The sequence below is a fragment of the Aliihoeflea sp. genome (assembly GCF_052435475.1).
Taxonomy (GTDB): domain Bacteria; phylum Pseudomonadota; class Alphaproteobacteria; order Rhizobiales; family Rhizobiaceae; genus Aliihoeflea.
On the sequence record NZ_JBQVMV010000002.1, the window covers coordinates 436,065 to 455,329 of the forward strand.

Consider the following 19,265-nt stretch of genomic DNA (forward strand, 5'->3'; position numbering starts at 1 on the left):
GCTATGGGCGCTCTTCATACGCGAAAAGAGAATAAGAATGGCAGGCGTTGAACAGATCGCAGTGGCAAAGGACGAGGCAGGAATGCGCCTCGACCGCTGGTTCAAGGTGCATTTCCCCGGGCTCGGCTTCGGCCCCTTACAAAAGCTGCTGCGTTCCGGCCAGGTCCGCGTCGACGGCGGACGGGTCAAGTCCGACACGCGTCTCGAGGAGGGCCAGAAGGTTCGGGTTCCACCGTTGGCGGTCGATCGCAAGGCCGGCCCGGTTACGGCGCGGACCATGCGCGGCGAGGAAGACGGCGACGTGCTCGCCAAGATGACGCTCTACGAAGACAAGAAGGTCATCGTCTTCGACAAGCCGGCCGGTCTGGCTGTGCAGGGCGGATCGGGCATCACGCGAAGCGTCGATTCCATGCTCGAGGCGTTGCGCAGCCAGAAGGGCGAGAAGCCACGCCTGGTTCACCGGCTCGACCGCGACACCTCGGGCGTCCTCGTCGTCGCCCGCACGCGCCTTGCGGCGATGAAGCTTGCCGAGGCGTTCCGCCACCGCGAGACCAAGAAGACGTACTGGGCGCTGGTCAAGGGCGTGCCACCCAAGCGCGAGGACAAGATTTCGACCTGGATGGTCAAGGAATCCACCATCGATGGCGACCGGATGCGCGTCGCCGACCATGGCGAGAAGGGCGCGGACCATGCCGTCTCCTTTTACCGCATCGTCGAACAGGCCGCGCAGACGATGTCATGGCTCGAGATGGAGCCCTATACCGGCCGCACGCACCAGCTTCGCGTCCACGCCGCGCATATCGGCTGCCCAATTCTAGGCGATCCGAAATATTTCGAGGCCGACAGGAATTACGATTTCCCCGGAGGCATGCAGAAGCGCCTGCACCTTCACGCGCGCCGGATCATCATTCCGCATCCTGATGGCGGCAAGATCGACGTCACAGCGCAATTGCCGCCCCATATGAAGCAGAGCTGGAACCTCCTCGGCTTCGACGAGAATTCGGCGGACGACTGAATGAGCGAGGCAGGAACGGCGATTGACCGACGCGCGGCGATCGACGGATTCGCCGTTGCCATGATGATCATGCTGACCTTTTCCTGGGGCCTGAATCAGGTCGCCATCAAGGTTGCCAATACCGGCTACAGCCCCATCTTCCTGACGCTTGCCCGCTCGGGCATCGCGGCGGTTCTGGTCTATGGCTGGTGCGTCTGGCGCGGCATCCGCCTGTTCGAGCGTGATGGGACGCTGTGGCCGGGACTCCTTGCCGGCGCTCTGTTTGCCATCGAGTTCATGCTGATCTTCTTCGGCCTCGATTACACGACAGCAGCGCGCGGGGCGCTCATGATCAACACCATGCCGTTCTGGGTTCTGATCGGGGCGCACTTCCTTCTCGGCGAGCGGATCACTTCGACCAAGTTCCTCGGGCTGGCGATGGCGTTCGTCGGAGTGGCGCTCGTCTTCGTCGATCAGCTCAGCCTGCCCGACGCCTCGGCCCTGCGCGGTGATCTCATGTGTCTTGCCGCCGGCATCCTTTGGGGCGCGACGACGCTCGTCATCAAGAAATCCAAACTGTCGGACGCGACGGCGGAAAAGACGCTGATGTACCAGCTCGTCGTTTCCGTCATCTTTGCCATCCCGCTTCTGCCTTTCGGCGGCGCGATCCTGCGGGATGTGTCGACTCTGGCGACCGGCGCGCTGCTGTTTCAGGCGATCTTCGTGGTCGCTTTCACCTACATCCTCTGGTTCTGGATGATCCGGACCTATCCGGCGACCGGACTTGCCAGCTTCGCCTTCCTGACGCCTGCCTTCGGCGTTCTATGCGGCGGCTTCCTGTTGAACGAGCCGCTTTCGATGAACATATTCGCGGCACTGACGCTCATCGCCGCCGGGCTTTTCGTCGTCAACCGCCCGGTGCGCAGACGCATTCCGCCCGGCTGAACATTCGAGGACCAACCATGCGCGATATCCTGAGCGATCTCGACACCCCGTTCGTTTCGGACGAAAACCCGATGAAGCGGGCCCAAAAGCAGATGCGTACGCCGCTTCCCAAGCGCTTCTACAAGGCGGCTTCGGTCCGGCAGGACGCCGCCAGCGGCACGTTCGCAGTGGAACTTGATGGCAAGCAGGTCCGAACGCCCGGACGCGCCGTGCTTGCGCTGCCGACCGAGGCCGCCGCGCGGCTCGTCGCCGATGAGTTCGACGCGCAGGCCGACGAAATCAATCCATTCGACATGCCGGTTCTGCGCATTGCCAACACCGCCATCGATGGCGTTTCGACAGACGCGCAGGCCGTACTCGAAGACATCCTTCGTTACTCCTCGACCGACCTGGTCTGCTACCGCGCCGACGGGCCGGAATCGCTGGTCGAGCGCCAAAGCGAAGCCTGGGACGGAATCATCGACTGGGCGCGCGACGGCCTTGGCGCGCGGTTCGTTCTCGCGGAGGGCGTCAAGCATGTCGACCAGCCGCGCGAGGCCATAGGCGCCATCGGCATTCACCTGAAGATGCGCGAAGAACCGTTCCGCCTGTCGGCGCTGCACGTCATGACGTCGCTCACCGGTTCGGCGCTGATCGCGCTCGCGGTCGATGCGGGGGAGCTTTCGCCGGAAGAGGGCTGGGCGGCTGCCCATGTCGACGAGGACTGGAACACCGCGCAGTGGGGCGAGGATGGCGAGGCTGCACGGATGCGCGCCGCCAAGAAGCGTGACATGCTCGCGGCCGCCGCGCTGATCGATGCTTTGAAGGCTACGACCGCGGCGTGAGGAACGCCTGGATGGCGCGCGCAATCTCGCTTTCGAGCGGGAAGGACAGCATGCCCATCACCGAATAGCCGAGCAACCACGGCATCACGTAGAATCGGAACAGGAAGAAGAACCACGCGACGTAGAGCGGGATCAGCGGTTCGAGCAGGAAGCTTGGCGTGATCGGCCGGAATACGCGCAGGATCGAATTCGTCGAGCGCACGAAGAAGCGCATGAAGAAGAAGTTCGAATCTTCCGACAGGAAGACGTTCATCGCCGCCCGCCCGATTAGCGTCCACATGATGACGCCGAGCACGTAGTCGACGACGATCACCCAGAGCGGGAAACTTCCAAGTACCTGTTCCATCGACCGAATCGTTCATTGAGAAAAAGGGCAGGGGCGGGACGATGTCCCGCCCCTGCGGCGTTTGCAACTGGGCCTTAGTGCGGGTCCAGGATCGGCTTACCCGTCGGAATGCGGGTTTCGTCGACCATGCGCTGGATTTCCGCATCGGGCTCCGGCGTCATCAAGGTGACGGTAACCATCGCGACGAGGCTGAAGGCCATGCCGATGATGCCGAACCGCAGATCGTCGAGACCCATGATCGGCGCTCCACCCGTATAGACGTACCACAGGTAGATCGTGCCGGAGATGAAGCCCGCTGCCATGCCGGCGATCGCGCCTTGCGTATTCGCCCGCTTCCACCACACGCCGAGAACGAGCGGGAAGAAGAGGCCCGAACAGGCAAAGCAGAAGGCCCATGCAACCGCGCCGAGAATGCCGGTTAGCTGCATCGCAGCCATGAAGGCACCTGCGGCACCGATGATCACCAGAAGAACGCGCGCGACGATCAGGCGGTGCTTCGTGTCGGCCTTCGGATCGATGACCTTGTAGTAAAGGTCGTGGCTGAGCGCGTTGGCGATGGCGAGCAGCAGACCGTCTGCCGTCGACATTGCAGCCGCCATGCCGCCTGCGGCAACGAGGCCGGAGATGACGTAGGGCAGGCCCGCGATTTCCGGCGTTGCCAGGACGACGATGTCTTCACGCATGAAGAACTCGTTGAGCTGGAGAATGCCGTCGCCATTGTGGTCGATGATCGCCAGGAAGTTGACGCTGCTCCAGTTCTGGACCCAGGCAAGGGCCTGAACTTCCTCAATCGTCTTGCCGATGATGGCCGTCGGCAGCGACGGATCCAGAAGCTGCAGCTTCGTCAGCGTGGCCAGAGCCGGCGCCGTGAAGTACAGCAGGAAAATGAAGAGCAGCGACCATGCGACCGACTTGCGGGCGGACCGCACGGAAGGCGTGGTGAAGTAGCGCATCAGGATGTGCGGCAGCGATGCCGTACCTGCCATCATGCAGATGGCCAAGGTGATGAAGCGCCATTCGGCCAATGCGCCTGTCGGCTCGACATGCGGTGTGACCAGCGCCTTCATGCCCGCAACGCCCTCAGGCGGTGCCGTCAGCCCATACTGAGCCTCGAGCTCCGTGATGGTCTGGACCGCTTCGCCATAGGAGAAGTGCGGAATGATGCCGAAGCCCTGGACGTTCGACATCCAGATGACCGGCACCAGGTAGGCGATGATCAGCACGATGTACTGCGCGACCTGCGTCCATGTGACGGCGCGCATACCGCCGAGCATGGAGCAGACCAGGATGCCGAAGAGGCCGAACCATACGCCCCAGGAGAACGGAATGTGCAGTGCGCGCGCGGCGATCGTGCCGGTTGCGGTGATCTGCGCCGTCACATAGGTGAAGGATGCGGCGACCAGGATGACGACGGCCAAAATGCGCGCGAAGTTGCCGCCATAGCGCGTGCCGATGTAGTCCGGCACCGTGTAGCAGCCGAACTTGCGCAGGTAGGGCGCCATCAGCGAGTTCACGAGGATGTAGCCGCCGGTCCAGCCGACGACGAAGGCGAGGTAGCTGTAGCCGCCGAAATAGATACCGCCGGCCATCGCCACGAAGGACGCACCGGACATCCAGTCCGCCGCAGTCGCCATGCCGTTGTAGACGGCGGGCACCTGACGACCGGCGACGTAATAGGCTTCCACTTCCATCGTGCGCGACATCCAGCCGATGGCCGCGTAGATGAAAATGGTGAAGGCGACGAAGAGAATGCCGATCGTATCGGCGCCGACGCCCATCTGTTCAAGGACGGCCATCAGCAGGATGAAGACGAGAAATCCGCCTGTGTAGAGGCCGTAGACCCGGCCGAGATTGTCGAGAAAACTCCCGTTCATTGCGTCATTCCCCCCTTAATCGCCGACGCCGAATTCGTCGTCGATCTGGTCCTGCCGCCAGTTCTGGAAGAACACGAGCAGGACGAACGCAATGAGCGAACCTTGGCAGATCATGTAGAAGCCAAGCGGAAAGCCCATAAACGTGATTTCATTGAGTGGCCGCACCATCAGCGGGACCACGATGGAAAAGATGAACCAGAGAATCAAAATGACGACCGTCAGATTCCTGGTCTTTGCCCAGTAGCGATCTCTCACGTCCTGGGGGATTTCCCTATTGTCAGCGGACATGGTGTCCTCCTCCCTCAAATTGTGTTAGCGACCTCTCCGCCAACAGCCCGATTGCCGCCTCCCGGCGATGGAATCGCAATCGTGACGGCAAAGTGTCGGTCAAGTGTCCGGCGAATGGAATTGAGACATTGGTCGTACCCACAGGGAGGTGAGGACTTGGCAATACTGGAAAAAGCACAGGAGGCCGGCCGCGTTCTGGCGGGCATGTTCGGCTTCAATGCGCGCGCACGGAAGCTGGACGATGTCGAGACCTTCGAGCACTTCGTTTCTGCGCGCTCGGCCTTCGTCGCGCAGAAGAAGCTCTACGGCTACCTGAAGACACGTATGGGAACGCGCTATCCCTCGATGTTCGAGGACGACCAGTTCATCGCCTCGATCAACATCGCAAAGGCACACATCTTCGCGTCCTGTCTGTCCGACATGACGATCTTCGCCGTCGCCGATGTCGGGGCGCAGGGTCGACTGTCGCGCGAACAGAAGAACATGCTTGCGCACGAGTGCCACGAGGCGGGCCTGCGCGGCAATGCCGAACAACTCGCCCACGCCGGCGCCGAGCAGGACTGGCGCACCGCGTTCGGTGCCCGGATCGACGGCATCCATTGGGACAATGTCGCCGCCGGTGCGAACGTCTTCGACACGAGCCCGGCAACGCTCGTCGAATGGGCGCCGATCGCCCCCCAGCTCAAGGCCTACGACCGCGAAATCGTCGAGAATTCGCTGAAGTTCGCATGGATCGAAATCCGGCGCGACTACCGCAGGATGATCGACCGCGACGCAGTCGCCGCCGATTTTCGCAACCGGACATGAAAAAGGGGCGCCGCAGCGCCCCTTCGTCGTCCTATGTGCCGCTGATCAGCGCTTGGCGATCGGCACGTAGTCGCGTTCGGCATGGCCGGTGTAGAGCTGGCGCGGGCGGCCGATCTTCTGGTTCGGGTCCTCGATCATCTCCTTCCACTGCGCGACCCAGCCGACCGTGCGCGCGAGCGCGAACAGAACGGTGAACATGGTCGTGGGGAAGCCGAGCGCCTTCAGCGTGATGCCCGAATAGAAGTCGATGTTCGGGTAGAGCTTCTTCTCGATGAAATACTCGTCGGTGAGCGCGATGCGCTCGAGCTCCATCGCAACGTCCAGAAGCGGATCGTCCTTGATGCCGAGCTCGCCGAGGACTTCATGCGTGGTCTTCTGCATGATCTTGGCGCGCGGATCGTAGTTTTTGTAGACCCGATGGCCGAATCCCATCAGGCGGAACGGGTCGTTCTTGTCCTTGGCGCGGGCGATGAATTCGGGAATTTTGTCGACCGAGCCGATCTCCGAAAGCATGTTGAGCGCAGCCTCATTGGCGCCGCCATGTGCAGGGCCCCACAGGCACGCGATGCCGGCCGCGATGCAGGCGAACGGATTGGCGCCCGACGACCCGGCGAGTCGAACGGTCGAGGTCGACGCGTTCTGCTCGTGGTCGGCGTGCAGGATGAAGATGCGCTCCATGGCGCGCGCCAGCACCGGGTTGACCTTGTAGTCCTCGCACGGCACGGCGAAGCACATGTGCAGGAAGTTGGCGGCGAAGGAGAGCTCGTTCTTCGGATAAACGAAGGGCTGGCCGATATGGTACTTGAACGCCATCGCGGCGATCGTCGGCATCTTCGCGATCAGCCGGATCGAGGCGACCATGCGGTGATGCGGGTCCGAGATGTCGGTCGAGTCGTGGTAGAAGGCCGACAGCGCGCCGACGACGCCGCACATGACGGCCATCGGGTGGGCGTCGCGGCGAAAGCCGGTGAAGAAGCGCGAAAGCTGCTCGTGCACCATGGTGTGGTGCGTGACGCGATAGTCGAAATCCTCCTTCTGCGCCTTGGTCGGCAGTTCGCCGTAGAGCAGCAGGTAGCAGGTTTCGAGGAAATCGCCATGCTCGGCGAGCTGGTCGATCGGGTAACCGCGATGAAGGAGAATACCTTCGTCGCCGTCGATATAGGTGATTTCCGATTCGCAGCTCGCGGTCGAGGTGAAGCCGGGATCGTAGGTGAAGGCACCGGTGTTCTTGTAGAGCGTCGCGATGTCGATGACGTCCGGACCGACAGAGCCTTTCCGCACCTTGAATTCGTGGGAATCGCCACCGAATTCGAGTTTCGCCGTCCCTTCAGTCATATCAACACCTCATTCATGCGGAAGACTTTCTTTGGCAGTGCATCATTGTCATGAAACATAACCGACGACCCGCCGTGCGCGCTCTAGCTAGCGCATTTGCATTGCCGTGCCAAGTTCACCGACAGTTACATGCTGCGCTGCGAAAAGCTCTTCACTTTTCGGCCTGATCGCGAAGCCGGCCGAGACTTTCCTCACGACCCAGAACGGCCAGAACGTCGAAAACGCCAGGCGAAACGGAGCGGCCGGTCAAGGCTGCGCGCAGGGGTTGTGCCGCCTTGCCCAGCTTCAATCCGGTCTCCTCCGCATAATTGCGAACCGCGGCTTCCGTCTCGGATGCGCTCCATTCGCCGACGGCTTCCAGCCGGGGCAGGAGGTCGCGAACGACGTCGCGGCCGCCATCGGCGAGAATCTGCTCAGCCTTCTCTTCCATCGGCAGGGGCCGCTCAGCGAACAGGAAAGCCGCGCCGTCCTTCAGCTCGACAAGCGTCTTGGCGCGATCCTTGAGACCGGACATCGCCGCCAGAAGCTGCGCGCGACGCTGAGGCGTCAAGGCCGCGACCATCTCGGCGCCTCCGGGAAGGTAGGGCAGGGTCGCCTCGAATGCGCCGAGAAGCTCGGCATCGTCGCTCTGGCGCATATGGACGCCGTTGAGCGCCTCCAGCTTAGCGAAGTCGAAGCGGGCCGCACCCTTGTTGACGTCCTCGATTTCGAACCATTCGATCATCTGGTCGAGCGTCATGATCTCGTCGTCGCCATGGCTCCAGCCAAGACGGACGAGATAGTTGCGCAGTGCCGCCGGCAGGTAGCCCATCTCGCGATAGGCCTCGACGCCGAGCGCACCATGGCGCTTGGACAGCTTCGCGCCATCTGCACCATGGATCAGCGGGATGTGGGCCATGACCGGAACGTCCCAGCCCATCGCCTGGTAGATGATGGTCTGTCGCGCCGCGTTGGTCAGGTGGTCGTCGCCGCGAATGATGTGGGTGACGCCCATGTCGTGGTCGTCGACCACGACGGCGTGCATGTAGGTCGGGTTGCCGTCCGAGCGCAGGATGATGAAATCGTCCAGGTCCTTGTTGGGAAAGCGAACCTCGCCCTGAACCTTGTCGGCGACGATGGTGAAGCCCTCCTGCGGCGCCTTGATGCGAACGACAGGCTTGACGCCGGCGGGCGCCTCGGACGGATCGCGGTCGCGCCAGCGCCCGTCATAGCGCGGCGGCTTGCCCTCGGCACGCGCCTTCTCCCGCATCTCGGTCAGTTCCTCGGGAGAGGCATAGCAGTAATACGCCTTGCCGCTCTTCACCAACTCCTCGCCGATCTCGCGATGGCGGTCGGCGCGCTCGAACTGCGAGACAGGCTCGCCGTCCCAGTCCAGCCCGAGCCATTTCAGCCCGTCGAGGATCGCGGCGGTCGCGGCGTCGGTGGAACGCTCACGGTCGGTATCCTCGATCCGCAGCAACATCTCGCCGCCCGTGTGCTTGGCATAGAGCCAGTTGAAAAGCGCGGTGCGCGCGCCGCCGATGTGCAGATAGCCGGTCGGCGAGGGGGCAAAGCGGGTGACGACCTTGGAGGACATGATTGCTCCTGGAGAACTTGGGGAGGCGCACGGCTCGGCCGCGTCGCGGGCGCTGTGGCCATTCGTGGTGGCTCATGTAGCATAGGCGGCTTGAGGCGCAAGCGGGCGGGCAGGGGATATGGCCGGGGACACGCGTCAGGACGAAGAATGGCGCGCCTTCGTTCCGCCCGGCGAGGCGGACGTGGACGGCATGATCCTTGTTCACACCGAAACCGCCACGCCGCTCGATGCGGCCCCGGTCACACGACGAGAAGTTTCAGCGCGAACCCTCCCGATTGGCGCGGCAGCGGCCCGCGCGGTCTCCGACGAGCGCGATCGCGGTACGGGCTTCATCCTTTTGCCGGTCGCTATGGCGGTTGGCGTTGTGGTTTACGGCGCGCTGCCGTTCGAGCCCTCGCTTTGGCTCGTAGTGTCGGCGCTGGCAGCGCTCTTGCTGCTGGCGTCTCTTTGCCGTGCCTGGCCCGCGATATCGTTCATCGTTCTCGCCCTTTTCGCCACCATGGCAGGCGTCGGGCTCGCTGGACTGGAGACATGGCGGACCGGCACGGCGATGATGGGATCGGAGATCGGAACCGAGGTGACGGGGCGCGTGGTACGCATCGAGCATCAGGCGACCGGTCGCACGCGCCTGACACTGGATGTCGCATCGACGGCGCGGCCCGAACTGCGCTACGCGCCCGACCGGGTTCGTCTCTCCGCACGGAACGTGCCGGCCGAGCTGCAACTCGGCATGACGATCGTCGGCATCGCCCGCCTGATGCCACCTTCCGGCCCGGTGCGGCCAGGCGGCTATGATTTCGCCTATAACAGCTATTTCGACGGCATCGGCGCAATCGGATTCTTCCTGCGCGATCCCGAGCTCGCCGCCTCTTCGCCGCCGCCCGACCTGCGCGAGACGCTGGTCCTGCGGCTCGAAGCCGTACGCCTCGCCATCGCCGCTCGGGTGCGTGCCGTTCTCTCGGGAGCGGAAGGCGAAATTGCAGCCACGCTTACTGCCGGCGTGCGTGCGGGAATACCCGAAACGGTCAACGAGGACCTGCGCAAGACAGGGCTTGCCCACATCCTGTCTATCTCCGGATTGCACATGGCGCTCGTCGCCGGCACGGTGCTCGTGGCCATAAGGGGCGGTCTGGCGCTCTTTCCGGTGTTTGCGTCACGTCGCCCGGTCAAAAAATACGCCGCCATCGTCGCGCTGATTGCCGCCACGCTCTATCTGGGAATTTCCGGAGGCGCCGTTGCCGCGCAACGCAGCTACATCATGCTGGCGGTGATGCTCGTCGCGATTCTCTTCGACCGGGCGGCCATCACGATGCGCAATCTGGCGATTTCCGCGATTATCGTCATCGCGATATCGCCGCACGAAGTCGTCGGACCGAGCTTCCAGATGTCGTTTGCCGCGACGGCGGCACTCATCGGCGCCTATGGCTGGTGGAGCGAACCGCGCCGCGTGCCCGACGCGCCGCGAGCCGAACGCGGCGCGATCGGTCGCCTTGCCGCAGGCGCGTTCAAGTTCATGCTTGGTCTTGCCGCGACTTCGGTGATCGCCGGGCTCGCGACGACGCTTTATGGGGCCTACCACTTTCACCGCGTCTCGCCTCACGCGCTCTGGGTCAATCTCAGCGCCATGCCGATCGTCTCGGCGATCATCATGCCTTTCGCGGTGCTCTCGGCCCTCATGATGCCGTTCGGCCTCGAGGCGCTGCCCCTGCGCGTCATGGGCGCAGCAATCGGGGTGGTTACCGATATCGCCGCGTGGTTTGCGGCGCGCTCGCCGATCGATGCCGTCGGTTCGCTGCCCGTCGCTGCCGTCGCGGTGCTCACGGTCGGTCTCGTCGCCATGACCGCGCTGTCGGGCAAGTTGCGCCTGATCGCGCTGCCATTCCTGATCCTGGGGACCGGCCTCATCGCAAATCGCGACCTGCCGGATGTCCTTGTCTCGGAGGATGGACGGCTCGTCGCCATCGCCGGCCAGGGGCGGACGCTTCACGTCAATCGATCCCGGCCGAACGGCTTCACGATCCAGAACTGGCTGCATGGAATGGATGCGGACCGCGTCCAACCGCCTGCCGATGCGGCGACGCCGGCCGAAGCGATTGACCAGGCCTCGACCGTGCCGGGCTTTTCCTGCGCGGCCAAGACATGCGTCGCGCAGGACGAGCAAGGGCGCCTAGTGGCTCATGTACCGGACGCGATCGCCGCTTTCGCATTCTGTACCAGCGCCGCGCTGATCGTGATCGATGATGCGACTGCGGGCAATGTCTGTCGGACGGGAGAGGCGGCGATCGTGACGAAGCAGGACCTGGCACGGCGGGGCAGTGCGGAAATCCAACTGGGCAACGCAGGTGCCCTGCCAAACATCATCCACGCCATTCGCGAGCCTTACCGGCCGTGGCACAGCCACCGCCAATTCTCCCGCGAGGCGCGCGGAATGCCGCCCTATCGCCGCGATTGATCCCGCCGCCGCTCAGTACTTGCGGAGCAGCCCGACCAGCTTGCCCTGAACCTTGACGCGCTCGGACCCGTAGATCTTCGTCTCGTAGGCCGGATTGGCGGCTTCGAGGGCGATCGACGCGCCCTTGCGGCGGAAGCGCTTCAAGGTCGCCTCCTGATCGTCCACCAGCGCAACGACGATTTCGCCCGGCGTCGCGGACTGACCCGCCCGGATGATCACCGTGTCGCCATCGAGGATGCCGGCCTCGATCATCGAATCGCCATGGACGTCGAGCGCGTAGTGTTCACCGCCCGCCAGCATCTCCGGCGGCACGGCGACCGCGCGGGTCGCATGCTGGATCGCGTCGATCGGGACGCCGGCGGCGATCCGGCCCATGACGGGAATCTCGACCGGCGCCCGTGTCACCGGAATCGGCTGCGCCTTCTCGGCTCTGGCCGCCGGCTTTTCCGACAGGCTGCCCTGGATGACGCTCGGCTGGAACCGCCGCGGCTGTTGGGAGATCGATTCGGGCAGCTTGATCACCTCGAGCGCGCGTGCCCGGTTCGGCAGGCGACGCAGGAAGCCGCGCTCCTCGAGTGCCGTGATGAGACGATGGATGCCGGACTTGGAAGCCAGACCGAGCGCCTCCTTCATTTCGTCGAAGGACGGCGGCACGCCGCTCTCCTTCAGCCGCTGATGGATGAAGAGCAGGAGTTCGTGTTGCTTGCGCGTGAGCATGGCAGTCCTTACAAGGAGAATCGCCGAAAAACAAAACCAGAACAAACTTAACCGTTCTTCATGTGTTCTGCAACAGGCGCGTGAAAGTCGAGCAATCTGGACGAAACATGGCCCATACCAACCGAATTCTTTTCTGCCTCGGCGCGCTTTGCGGCGCCTGCGGTGTCGCACTTTCGGCGGTCGCCGCGCACCGAGAGGGCACGCTCGGCACCGCGGCCAACATGCTGTTGTTCCATGCACCGGCGCTGATGGTGCTGGCAGGTCTTCAATTCGGCCGGCTCCAGCTTGCCGGCACCTGGATTCTCGCGGTCGGGCTCGCGCTCTTCTGCGGGGACATTGCTGCCCGCGCATTTCTCGGCGACCGGCTGTTCCCGATGGCCGCACCTGCCGGCGGCATGCTGTTGATCGCCGGCTGGGCCGTCGTCGCGGCTTCTGCGCTGTTCAGCCGGCGCGGATCAGCCTGATCGCGTCGTCGCGTCCGAAGAGATAGAGAAGCGTGCGGATCGCCCGCCCGCGCGGCGTGGCGAGGTCGGGGTCGCGCTGGAGGAAGAGCCGCGCATCGTCGCGCGCGACCGACAACAGGTCGGCGTGGTGTTCCAGGCGGGCAAGCTGAAAGCCGGGTGTGCCCGACTGGCGCGTGCCGAGGAGTTCGCCTTCGCCGCGCAGTTTCAGATCTTCCTCAGCGATGCGGAAGCCGTCTTCCGTGTCGCGCATCACGGTCAGCCGCTGCTTAGCGACCTCGCCGAGTGGCGACTGGTAGAGGAGGACGCAGCTCGACGCCGCCTGTCCGCGCCCGACCCGGCCGCGCAACTGGTGAAGCTGGGCGAGGCCGAAACGCTCGGCATGCTCGATGACGATGATCGTGGCGTCGGGCACGTCGACGCCGACTTCGATGACGGTCGTACCGACAAGGATGCGCGTGCGCCCGGCCTTGAAATCGGCCATCGCCTCGTCCTTTGCTACGCCCGACATTCGACCGTGGACGAGCCCGACGTCTGGGCCGAAAATGTCTGCAAGCGCCTTGTGGCGGTCGGCGGCCGACATGACGTCCATGCCTTCGGCTTCCTCGACCAGCGGGCATATCCAGTAGATCTTCTGCCCCTCGTCCACGGCGCGGCGCATCCGTGCGATCAGGTCCGACAGGCGCTCGAGCGGCAGGGTTACCGTCTGGATCGGCTGGCGGCCGGCCGGCTTCTCGTCGAGGCGCGAGACGTCCATGTCGCCGAAGGCCGTGAGTACCAGCGTGCGCGGGATCGGCGTCGCGGTCATGACGAGAATGTCGGGCGCCACACCCTTGGCACCGATGGCGAGCCGCTGATGGACGCCGAACCGGTGCTGCTCGTCGATGACGGCGAAGGCGAGGTCGTGAAAAGTGACGCTCTCCTGGAAGATGGCGTGGGTGCCGATGACGATGTCGATCGTCCCGTCGGCGATGGAGGCAAGTGTCTCCGAGCGCTCACGGCCTTTTTCGCGACCAGTAAGGATCGCGGCGCGAAGCCCGGCCTGTTCCACCAGCGGCGCGATCGTAGCAAAATGCTGGCGCGCAAGGATTTCGGTCGGCGCCATCAGCGCGGACTGGCCGCCGGCCTCGGCGATCCGCGCCATGGAGAGAAGCGCGACCACGGTCTTGCCCGAGCCGACATCGCCCTGCAGGAGCCGCAACATGCGGTCCGGCTTGGCGAGGTCGGCCTCGATTTCGGTGATCGAGCGCTGCTGCGCGCCGGTCAGCGCATAGGGCAGGGCGTCGCGGATCGCCGCGCCCTTGGCGCCATCGCCGAGCCGCGCTTGGCCCGCGACGCGCTTCATGCGCAGCCGCACCAGCGCGAGCGCGATCTGCCCGGCCAGAAGCTCGTCATAGGCGAGCCGCCGCCATGCGGGGCTTGCAATGTCGCAATCGGCGGGCGCTTCGGGCTGGTGAAGATGAAGAAGGGCTTCGCGAAATTCCGGAAAGTCGTGCCGGCCAAGCACGGTCTCGTCCTGCCACTCGGGAAGGATCGGCATCCGCTCCAGCGCGGATGCGACCGCCTTGCGCACCAGTTTGGCCGAAAGCCCGGCCGTCATTGGATAGACCGGCTCGATCGCGGGCAGGGCGCCAGCGTCGGCCTTGGCGACGATGTGGTCGGGATGCACCATGGACGGGCGGCCGTTGAACCACTCGACCTTGCCGGAGACGACGATCTCCCCGCCAACCGGCATCAGCTTTTCCAGCCATTGGCCCTTGGCATGGAAGAAGGTGAGTGCGATCTCGCCGGTCTCGTCAAAGGCGAAGACGCGGTAGGGCATCGCGCCACGGCCACGTGGTGGCGCCTGGTGGCGATCGACGGTCAGGTCGAGCGTCACGATCGACCCTTCGCCCGAAAGCGCGACGCCTGGGCGGCGCGTGCGGTCGATCACCGAATGGGGCGGCACGAAGAGAAGATCGGCCGCGCGCACGTCGCGGCCCGTCGTGTCGGCCGAGACGATGCGGCGCATCAGTTCGGCCGTCTTCTCGCCAATGCCGGCGAGCGAGGTGACGGGCGCGAAGAGGGGATCGAGTTCGGTGGGACGCATGGCGCGGGATACTATCGAGGCAACTTCGTTGCCGAAAGGCTGACATCGCGTTTCCCAGACGCTATATGCGCGGTCCAACCCGGTAGGCCCTTTATGTCCGAAAATCCCGCTGATCTTCTCGATATCCGCAAGCGCAAGGCGCGTTTTCGCGCCTGGCATCGCGGGATGCGCGAGGCCGACCTCGTCATCGGTGGCTTTGCCGATCGTGAACTCGGCAAATTCGACGAAGCGCAGCTCGAACTCTTCGAATCCCTGCTCGGCGAATCCGATGGCGACATCGTCAAGTGGATCACCGGCGAAATGCCGGTGCCGCCGCATCAGGACAACGAAATCGTCCGCCGCATGATTACCGACGCCCGCAGCCTCGCCACTTGACATGACGCTTCTCAATCCCATTCACATCTCCGCCAAGCACACCGGTGAACCGACGGTCGTCGACGGCGTTGCCGATGGCTACGAGGCCTTCGCGCTGGCGGCGATTGCGGCTGCGCAGGATGGCCCGGTCGTCTTCGTCGCGCGCGACGGGCAGAAGATCCCGGCGCTCGCCGACATCCTGCAGTTCGTCGCGCCCGGCCTGCCGGTGCTCGAACTGCCGGCCTGGGATTGCCTCCCCTATGACCGCGTTTCGCCCGGCAGCGACGCGGTTGCGCGTCGTCTGGACGCGATGGCGTCGATCGCGGCGCTCCGCAAAAAACCGCACCGCGCCATTGTCCTCGTCAGCGCCAATGCGGTGCTGCAAAAAATGCCGCCGCTCGATTTCGTCGCCGGCCAGACGCTGAGCGCGAAGCCCGGCAACCAGATCGACATGAACGACCTCGTCGCAAGGCTGGAGACGAGCGGGTTCGAACGCGTGGCGACGGTGCGCGACGTCGGCCAATATGCGGTACGCGGCGGCATCCTCGACCTGCTCGCGCCCGGCGCGGAGGAGGCATTGCGGCTCGATTTCTTCGGCGACACGCTCGAATCGATCCGCGCCTTCGACCCCGCCTCGCAGCGCACGACCGGCCAGCGGCGCGAATTGCGGCTGCAGCCGATGAGTGAGATCGCGCTGACACCCGACACGATCAGCCGCTTTCGCCGCAGCTACATCGAACTTTTCGGCGCGCCATCGCGCGACGACGCGCTCTATGCCTCGATCAGCGAGGGCAAGCGCTTTGCCGGCATGGAGCACTGGTTGCCGCTCTTCTTCGAGACGGTCGAGACAATCTTCGACTATCTGCCGGACGCGCCGGTCGTCTTCGATCATCTCTCGCGCGAGGCGATCGGCGAGCGGCACACGCTGATCCGCGACTATTACGATGCCCGCAAGCGTCAATCGTCGGGCAGCGTCGGCGAAGCGGTTCCGTACAAGCCGCTGCCGCCGGACGCGCTTTACCTTTCAGCCGATGCGGTCAAGACGGCGGGCGAGGGCCGCGACGTCCTCGAATTCACGCCCTTCGCCGCACCGGAAGTCGACCGCCGCCGCATCATCCATGCAGGTGCCGAGGCCGGCCGCTCCTTTGCCGAGGAACGCGCGGACCCGTCGATCAACGTCTTCGACCGCGCCGCGCGCTACATCGCGGACTTGCGTGCCAAGAAGCGCAAGGTCGTCGTAGCAGGCTGGTCGGAAGGTTCGTCCGATCGTCTGGCGCAGATACTTGGTGAACATGAACTGGAAGGCGTTGCCCGCGTCGCCTCGCTGGCCGATCTCGAAAAGCTCGGAACCGACAAGATCGGCCTTGCGATCTTGCCGCTCGAAACCGGCTTCCAGACCGAAAAGCTGGTCGTCGTCGCCGAGCAGGATATCCTCGGCGACCGTCTCGTTCGCCGTTCGAAGAAGCGCAAGAAGGCATCTGATTTCATTGCCGAAGTCGCCGCGCTCAATGCCGGCGACATCGTCGTCCATGCCGACCACGGCATCGGCCGCTTCGTAGGGTTGCAGACGATTACTGCCGCCGGCGCGCCGCATGATTGCCTGGAACTGCGCTATGCCGGCGACGATCGGCTCTTCCTGCCGGTCGAGAACATCGAGCTTCTGTCGCGCTATGGCACCGAGGGCTCCGAGGCCACGCTCGACAAGCTCGGCGGCGGGGCATGGCAGGCGCGCAAGGCGAAGCTGAAGAAGCGCCTACTCGAAATGGCGGGGCACCTGATCCGCATCGCGGCGGAGCGCACCTTGCGGCCCGCGCCGGTGATGGCGCCGCCGGACGGCGTCTACGGCGAGTTCGCCGCGCGTTTTCCCTATGACGAGACGGACGATCAGCAGAACGCCATCGACGCGGTGCTGGATGATCTGGCGCGCGGCCGCCCGATGGATCGCCTGATCTGCGGCGATGTCGGCTTCGGCAAGACGGAAGTGGCGCTGCGCGCGGCCTTCATTGCCGCGCTCGAAGGCTTCCAGGTCGCCGTGGTGGTGCCGACGACACTTCTCGCCCGCCAGCATTTCAAGACGTTTTCGCAGCGGTTCGCCGGGCTTCCGGTCAAGGTCCGGCAGGCATCGCGGCTGGTCGGCTCGAAGGAACTCGCAGAGACCAAGAAGGGCATTTCGGACGGCACGATCGACATCGTCGTCGGCACCCATGCGCTTCTGGGCTCCGGCGTCAGCTTCAACAATCTCGGCCTGCTGATCGTCGACGAGGAGCAGCATTTCGGCGTCAAGCACAAGGAGCGGCTGAAGGAGCTGAAAAGCGACGTCCACGTGCTGACATTGTCTGCCACGCCGATCCCGCGCACGCTGCAACTGGCGCTGACGGGCGTGCGCGAACTCTCGCTCATCACCACGCCGCCGGTCGACCGCATGGCGGTGCGCACGTTCATCGCGCCTTTCGACCCGCTGGTCATCCGCGAGACGCTTTTGCGCGAGCGCTATCGCGGCGGCCAGAGCTTCTACGTCGTGCCGCGCATCTCCGACCTCGGCGAGATCAAGCAGTTTCTCGACGAGCAGGTGCCGGAACTGAAGGTCGCGACCGCTCATGGCCAGATGGCGGCGGGCGAACTCGACGACATCATGAACGCCTTCTACGACGGCCAGTACGACGTTCTCCTGTCGACGACCATCGTCGAATCCGGCCTCGACATCCCGACCGCCAACACGCTGGTCGTCCACCGCGCCGACATGTTCGGCCTCGCGCAGCTCTACCAGATCCGCGGCCGCGTCGGTCGCTCGAAGTCGCGCGCCTATGCGCTCCTGACGCTGCCGGCCAACAAGATGCTGACACAGCAGGCCGACCGCCGGCTGAAGGTGCTGCAATCGCTCGATACGCTCGGCGCCGGCTTCCAGCTCGCCAGCCACGATCTCGATATTCGCGGCGCCGGCAACCTTCTCGGCGAAGAACAGTCCGGCCACATCAAGGAAGTCGGTTTCGAGCTTTACCAGCAAATGCTGGAGGAGGCCGTGGCCGAAACGAAGGGCGATGTCGATGCGGGGTCGGGCGAGTGGTCGCCGCAGATCGCGGTCGGCACGGCCGTCATGATCCCGGAAAGCTACGTGCCGGACCTGCAACTGCGCATGGCGCTCTATCGCCGCCTGGCGGACCTCGACACGCCGCAGGAGATCGACGGCTTCGGCGCCGAACTGATCGACCGCTTCGGCCCGCTGCCGCAGGAAGTCGAGCATCTGATGAAGATTGTCTTCATCAAAGGCCTTTGCAAGCGCGCCAATGTCGAGAAGCTGGACGCCGGGCCGAAGGGCGTCGTCATCCAGTTCCGCAACAAAAGCTTCCCGGAACCGGCTGGACTCGTTCGCTATATCGGCGAGCAGGGGGCAGCGGCGAAGATCCGTCCGGACCATTCGATCGTGCTGGTGCGCGACTGGGCGACGCCCGCCAAGCGCCTGCAGGGCTCGGCCGTGATTATGACGCAACTGGCGAAAATCGCGGACAAGGCCGCTTAGGCGGCAGGTCCAAGTTCACCGCGGGCCTTGGCGGCCGAGATCTGCCGGATCGCATCAGCGAGGACGGCCGGGTCCTGCGCGCCCATCACCGCGTAGCGGCCTTCGAGGAGGTAGCAGGGAACGCCCGTGACACCCATCTGCTGGGCCGTCTCGATCTCGGCGCGGGTCTCAGAGATGTCGGCGTCGCTCGCAAGCAGCGCCTCGACCAGCGCCGCATCCATACCCGCCTCGCGCGCGATCTCGATGAGGACCGCGCGGTCGCCGACATTGCGACCTTCCTCGAAATAGGCCCGCATCAGCCGCTTCTTGACCTCGGTCTGCCGGTTGCCGTCGGCGGAGGCCGCCCAGCGGATGAGCCGGTGCGCGTCGAGCGTGTTCGGCGAAACCTTGATTGCATCGAAGGCGAAGTCGATGCCTGCCGACCGGCCAGACTCGGCGACGCGCGCATGAATTTCGCGAAGCTTCTCCTCGCTACCGAATTTCGCCAGCATGTATTGCCTGCGGTCGCGCCCTTCCGGCGGAATGGTCGAGTCGAGCTGATAGGGCCGCCAGCGCACGTCGACCGGCACCTCTTGGGCCTGAGCCATCGCCGCATCGAGCCGCTTCAGGCCGATATAGCACCAGGGGCAGACGACGTCGGAAACGACGTCGATCGAGATCGGGACCGTGTGCTGCATGAGCTAGTT

At 64.5% G+C, this 19,265-nt stretch carries 16 protein-coding genes; 8 read left to right on the forward strand and 8 right to left on the reverse strand.

Annotated features, from left to right (window positions below; translation table 11 throughout):
* The first annotated feature begins 37 nt into the window (after window positions 1-37).
* The 3 genes from ACT6QU_RS05190 to ACT6QU_RS05200 are packed head-to-tail and all read left to right on the forward strand — an operon-like array spanning window position 38 to window position 2,763.
* Complete coding sequence (locus ACT6QU_RS05190; protein WP_444562951.1) at window positions 38-1,015, forward strand: RluA family pseudouridine synthase; 978 nt, start codon at window positions 38-40, stop codon at window positions 1,013-1,015.
* Window positions 1,016-1,939, forward strand: a complete 924-nt coding sequence (locus ACT6QU_RS05195; protein ID WP_444562952.1) for a DMT family transporter — start codon at window positions 1,016-1,018, stop codon at window positions 1,937-1,939.
* A 17-nt stretch (window positions 1,940-1,956) separates the two neighbouring features.
* Window positions 1,957-2,763, forward strand: coding sequence for an ATP12 family chaperone protein (locus tag ACT6QU_RS05200; protein ID WP_444562953.1), 807 nt, complete (start codon window positions 1,957-1,959; stop codon window positions 2,761-2,763).
* On the opposite strand, the gene ACT6QU_RS05205 is transcribed toward ACT6QU_RS05200, so the two are convergent.
* From ACT6QU_RS05205 to ACT6QU_RS05215, 3 genes are all read right to left on the reverse strand, one after another.
* Entirely contained in the window at window positions 2,747-3,109 is a 363-nt protein-coding gene (locus ACT6QU_RS05205) for a hypothetical protein (protein ID WP_444562954.1), read from the reverse strand. The two genes, ACT6QU_RS05200 and ACT6QU_RS05205, sit on opposite strands and share 17 nt — an antisense overlap.
* 74 nt (window positions 3,110-3,183) lie before the next feature.
* Entirely contained in the window at window positions 3,184-4,983 is a 1,800-nt protein-coding gene (locus tag ACT6QU_RS05210; protein WP_024585608.1) for a sodium:solute symporter family protein, read from the reverse strand.
* A gap of 15 nt (window positions 4,984-4,998) precedes the next feature.
* Complete coding sequence (locus ACT6QU_RS05215) at window positions 4,999-5,271, reverse strand: DUF4212 domain-containing protein (protein ID WP_024585607.1); 273 nt, start codon at window positions 5,269-5,271, stop codon at window positions 4,999-5,001.
* Between the two features lie 156 nt (window positions 5,272-5,427).
* Here ACT6QU_RS05215 and ACT6QU_RS05220 point away from each other — a divergent pair, with 156 nt between their 5' ends.
* Window positions 5,428-6,078 (forward strand): hypothetical protein, encoded by a 651-nt coding sequence (locus tag ACT6QU_RS05220; RefSeq protein ID WP_444562955.1) that lies wholly within the window; start codon window positions 5,428-5,430, stop codon window positions 6,076-6,078.
* A 45-nt stretch (window positions 6,079-6,123) separates the two neighbouring features.
* On the opposite strand, the gene gltA is transcribed toward ACT6QU_RS05220, so the two are convergent.
* Together gltA and gltX are read right to left on the reverse strand one after the other, a co-directional pair.
* Complete coding sequence (gltA, locus tag ACT6QU_RS05225; protein ID WP_024585605.1) at window positions 6,124-7,413, reverse strand: citrate synthase; 1,290 nt, start codon at window positions 7,411-7,413, stop codon at window positions 6,124-6,126.
* Window positions 7,414-7,564: 151 nt separating this feature from the next.
* A complete protein-coding gene (gltX, locus tag ACT6QU_RS05230; RefSeq protein ID WP_444562956.1) occupies window positions 7,565-8,989 on the reverse strand; it encodes a glutamate--tRNA ligase in 1,425 nt (474 codons plus the stop codon).
* 118 nt (window positions 8,990-9,107) lie between these two features.
* On the opposite strand from gltX, the gene ACT6QU_RS05235 reads away from it, so the two are divergent.
* Complete coding sequence (locus ACT6QU_RS05235; protein ID WP_444562957.1) at window positions 9,108-11,441, forward strand: ComEC/Rec2 family competence protein; 2,334 nt, start codon at window positions 9,108-9,110, stop codon at window positions 11,439-11,441.
* 12 nt (window positions 11,442-11,453) lie between these two features.
* Here the strand turns inward: ACT6QU_RS05235 and lexA are convergent, their stop codons facing one another.
* Window positions 11,454-12,158 carry a transcriptional repressor LexA gene (lexA, locus tag ACT6QU_RS05240; protein ID WP_444562958.1) on the reverse strand — a complete coding sequence of 235 codons (705 nt, stop codon included), beginning with the start codon at window positions 12,156-12,158 and terminating at the stop codon, window positions 11,454-11,456.
* Between the two features lie 107 nt (window positions 12,159-12,265).
* Between lexA and ACT6QU_RS05245 the strand changes: the two genes are divergently transcribed.
* Window positions 12,266-12,622: a DUF423 domain-containing protein gene (locus ACT6QU_RS05245; RefSeq protein ID WP_444562959.1), complete on the forward strand. Its 357-nt coding sequence runs from the start codon at window positions 12,266-12,268 to the stop codon at window positions 12,620-12,622.
* Here ACT6QU_RS05245 and recG read toward each other — a convergent pair.
* Window positions 12,600-14,708: an ATP-dependent DNA helicase RecG gene (gene recG / locus ACT6QU_RS05250; protein ID WP_444562960.1), complete on the reverse strand. Its 2,109-nt coding sequence runs from the start codon at window positions 14,706-14,708 to the stop codon at window positions 12,600-12,602. The two genes, ACT6QU_RS05245 and recG, sit on opposite strands and share 23 nt — an antisense overlap.
* Before the next feature lie 93 nt (window positions 14,709-14,801).
* Here recG and ACT6QU_RS05255 point away from each other — a divergent pair, with 93 nt between their 5' ends.
* A complete protein-coding gene (locus ACT6QU_RS05255) occupies window positions 14,802-15,083 on the forward strand; it encodes a succinate dehydrogenase assembly factor 2 (protein WP_444562961.1) in 282 nt (93 codons plus the stop codon).
* 1 nt (window position 15,084) lies between these two features.
* Window positions 15,085-18,579, forward strand: coding sequence for a transcription-repair coupling factor (gene mfd / locus ACT6QU_RS05260; RefSeq protein WP_444562962.1), 3,495 nt, complete (start codon window positions 15,085-15,087; stop codon window positions 18,577-18,579).
* Here mfd and ACT6QU_RS05265 read toward each other — a convergent pair.
* Window positions 18,576-19,256, reverse strand: a complete 681-nt coding sequence (locus ACT6QU_RS05265) for a DsbA family oxidoreductase (protein WP_444562963.1) — start codon at window positions 19,254-19,256, stop codon at window positions 18,576-18,578. The genes mfd and ACT6QU_RS05265 overlap by 4 nt on opposite strands.
* Window positions 19,257-19,265: the final 9 nt, after the last annotated feature.

Excerpts from the sequence above, each read along its gene's own strand:
- ACT6QU_RS05255 (WP_444562961.1), top strand. The coding sequence starts at position 14,802 with ATGTCCGAAAATCCCGCTGATCTTCTCGATATCCGCAAGCGCAAGGCG.
- ACT6QU_RS05210 (WP_024585608.1), bottom strand. The coding sequence starts at position 4,983 with ATGAACGGGAGTTTTCTCGACAATCTCGGCCGGGTCTACGGCCTCTAC.
- ACT6QU_RS05190 (WP_444562951.1), top strand. The coding sequence starts at position 38 with ATGGCAGGCGTTGAACAGATCGCAGTGGCAAAGGACGAGGCAGGAATG.
- ACT6QU_RS05195 (WP_444562952.1), top strand. The coding sequence starts at position 1,016 with ATGAGCGAGGCAGGAACGGCGATTGACCGACGCGCGGCGATCGACGGA.
- lexA (WP_444562958.1), bottom strand. The coding sequence starts at position 12,158 with ATGCTCACGCGCAAGCAACACGAACTCCTGCTCTTCATCCATCAGCGG.
- ACT6QU_RS05205 (WP_444562954.1), bottom strand. The coding sequence starts at position 3,109 with ATGGAACAGGTACTTGGAAGTTTCCCGCTCTGGGTGATCGTCGTCGAC.
- recG (WP_444562960.1), bottom strand. The coding sequence starts at position 14,708 with ATGCGTCCCACCGAACTCGATCCCCTCTTCGCGCCCGTCACCTCGCTC.
- ACT6QU_RS05200 (WP_444562953.1), top strand. The coding sequence starts at position 1,957 with ATGCGCGATATCCTGAGCGATCTCGACACCCCGTTCGTTTCGGACGAA.
- ACT6QU_RS05215 (WP_024585607.1), bottom strand. The coding sequence starts at position 5,271 with ATGTCCGCTGACAATAGGGAAATCCCCCAGGACGTGAGAGATCGCTAC.
- mfd (WP_444562962.1), top strand. The coding sequence starts at position 15,085 with ATGACGCTTCTCAATCCCATTCACATCTCCGCCAAGCACACCGGTGAA.
- ACT6QU_RS05235 (WP_444562957.1), top strand. The coding sequence starts at position 9,108 with ATGGCCGGGGACACGCGTCAGGACGAAGAATGGCGCGCCTTCGTTCCG.
- gltA (WP_024585605.1), bottom strand. The coding sequence starts at position 7,413 with ATGACTGAAGGGACGGCGAAACTCGAATTCGGTGGCGATTCCCACGAA.
- gltX (WP_444562956.1), bottom strand. The coding sequence starts at position 8,989 with ATGTCCTCCAAGGTCGTCACCCGCTTTGCCCCCTCGCCGACCGGCTAT.
- ACT6QU_RS05245 (WP_444562959.1), top strand. The coding sequence starts at position 12,266 with ATGGCCCATACCAACCGAATTCTTTTCTGCCTCGGCGCGCTTTGCGGC.
- ACT6QU_RS05265 (WP_444562963.1), bottom strand. The coding sequence starts at position 19,256 with ATGCAGCACACGGTCCCGATCTCGATCGACGTCGTTTCCGACGTCGTC.